Consider the following 2,229-nt stretch of genomic DNA (forward strand, 5'->3'; position numbering starts at 1 on the left):
AGCAGGGTGCCCGCCGCCATGGCCAGTCGGCGCAGGACCGCCGTCACGAAGCGAGGAAGGCGTCGCGCAGGCACGGGTAGTCGAAGAAGCCGCGCGCCTGGATACCGTGGACGGCGGGCGTGGAGGCCGCGACCGGGGGGATGCGGGCGAACACCGCGTCGCCGCCGTGGTCGTAGAGGTAGTGCTGGACGTCGTGGACGGCGGCGGTGCGCTTGGCGTCCCCGACGGCGGAGTGCATGGCGGTGATCAGGCCGTCCAGGGTGGCGCCGGCGGGCCCGGTGAAGGGGTAGGAGGCCTTGGAGCCGTAGTACATCGAGAGCTGCAGCGGCAGCGGCATCGCGTGGTAGAGGTTGGTCTGCAGCGGGGTGCTCAGCAGTGCCTTGATGTCGGCGTAGTAGTCGGCCGCGGGGATCTTGTCGACGGTCGCCGTCAGCCCGGCGGCCTGGGCCTGCTGGACGAAGGCGGTGGCGCTCTCCAGCGTCCCGTACTCGTAGTCGCTGGTGCGCACCGCGAGCTGCCCTCCCGGGAACAGCTTCCGTGCCTGGTCCGGGTCGTGGGCGCGGCGCGGGAGCGAGGTGTCGTACCAGGACTGGTGGCGGCCGAGCGCGTCGTCGGCGACCTCGCCGTAGCCGAGGGTGACGGTGCGGACCATCGTCTCGCGGTCGATCGCGACCTTCACGGCCTGGACGGCCTCGGGCCTGGTGAACGGGTCGGTGCCGAGGTTCATGGTGAGGGCGAGCTCGCTCCACAACTCCTGCGGCGCGGTGAGGATGCGCAGGGCCTGGTTCTGCGCCTCGGCACGGGCGGCGGTGAGGGTCAGCCCGCCGGCGTAGTCGAACTGGCCCGCCTTCAGGCCGTTGAGGCGGGCACCGGCGTCTGCAACGGAGAGCAGTTCGATCTGGTCGAGGTAGGGGCCGCCGTCGGCCGAACCCCAGTAGTCGGTACGGGCGGTGAGCAGGCTGCTGCTGCCGGCCGTCCAGCTCTTCAGGACGAACGGTCCCGAGCCAGGCGCGTGCGCGAAGTCGGTGGTGCCGTCGGGGAAGACGAACATCGACTGGGCCAGCACCAGGTCGAAGAAGCCGTCGGGGCCCTTGAGTTGAAGCTCCAGCACCCGGGGGTCGCGGACGGCGGACGCCCCGGCGTCGAGCCCGCCGAGCAGCCCGCTCTGCACGGTGGGGTTGGAGGCCAGCGTACGGAGGCTGAACAGCACGTCCTGGGCGGTGAGTTTGCGTCCGTCGCTGAAGGTCGCGCCGTCGCGCAGCCGGACGGTCCAGCGGGTGGCGTCCGCGTTGGGCTCGACGGATTCGGCGAGCCGCCACACCGGGGCGCTGCCCTCGATCTCACCGAGGGTGTCCCAGATCAGCCGGGCCCGGACGTAGTCGATCGCGCTCCCGGTCGCCTGGAGCACGCTGGTGGACTCGGCGCTGGATCCGGCGAAGGCCGCCCGTAGCTTGCCCCCTCGACGGGGCGGGACGGAGGCTGTCGGGCTCGGCGCGGCAAGTGGCGGGCGGGCCGCCCCGCTGCTGCACGCCGTGAGCAGGCCGCTGCCGAGCACCGCGCCCGCACCCATCAGGCCGAGCACCGATCTACGGGATATCTGACGGTGCGTCATCTTCCCCTCATTCATGGACGATTCCCCAAGCCTAGAGTGAAACGATAATACTTTTCAATAATCCTGCGGGAGGCCACAGTTCAGGTACCGCGCGACGATTCATCGCCCGTTTTGCCAGTCATGCGTAGATTTGGAGATGGACAGAGGAAAGGCGGACGTCATGAGCGCACCGGTCGACCACCGAACCCACAGCGAGCACGGCCACCACCACGGCGAGGGCTGCGGCCACGTGGCGGTGCCGCACGCCGACCACGTGGACTACGTCCACGACGGCCATCTGCACCGCTTCCACAACGGCCATGTCGACGAGTGCGAGTCGGCCGGCCACGTCGAACACTCCGGCCACGCCCACGAGCACCGGGAGGGCTGCGGCCACACCGCCGTCCCCCACGGCGACCACGTGGACTACGTCCACGACGGACACCGCCACGCCGCCCACGCGGGCCACTGGGACGATCATTGACCGGCTCGGCTTCAGCGCACGGCGACCAGGACGCAGCTGTCGCCGTACTGCCAGACCGGCTCTGCGTGGCGGAACCCGGCCTGCCGTAGCAACCGCTCGTGCCCGGCTGCCGACAGCCCGTTGCCGTCGCCATCCGCCGGTGGGAGCCGCTTCC

General features: G+C 70.7%; 2 protein-coding genes and 1 pseudogene. 1 reads left to right on the forward strand and 2 read right to left on the reverse strand.

Translation table 11 applies throughout. The annotated features are described in order from the left end of the window. Positions 1-43: 43 nt before the first annotated feature. On the reverse strand, positions 44-1,612 hold the full coding sequence (locus AB0O00_RS36525) for an ABC transporter substrate-binding protein (RefSeq protein ID WP_363659009.1): 1,569 nt from the start codon (positions 1,610-1,612) through the stop codon (positions 44-46). Between the two features lie 160 nt (positions 1,613-1,772). Between AB0O00_RS36525 and AB0O00_RS36530 the strand changes: the two genes are divergently transcribed. Continuing rightward, complete coding sequence (locus AB0O00_RS36530) at positions 1,773-2,075, forward strand: hypothetical protein (RefSeq protein ID WP_363659010.1); 303 nt, start codon at positions 1,773-1,775, stop codon at positions 2,073-2,075. A gap of 11 nt (positions 2,076-2,086) precedes the next feature. Here the strand turns inward: AB0O00_RS36530 and AB0O00_RS36535 are convergent. After that, a pseudogene (locus AB0O00_RS36535) lies at positions 2,087-2,229 on the reverse strand (methyltransferase); the annotation flags it as partial.

The organism is Kitasatospora sp. NPDC093558, from assembly GCF_040683475.1.
Classification (GTDB): Bacteria; Actinomycetota; Actinomycetes; order Streptomycetales; family Streptomycetaceae; genus Kitasatospora.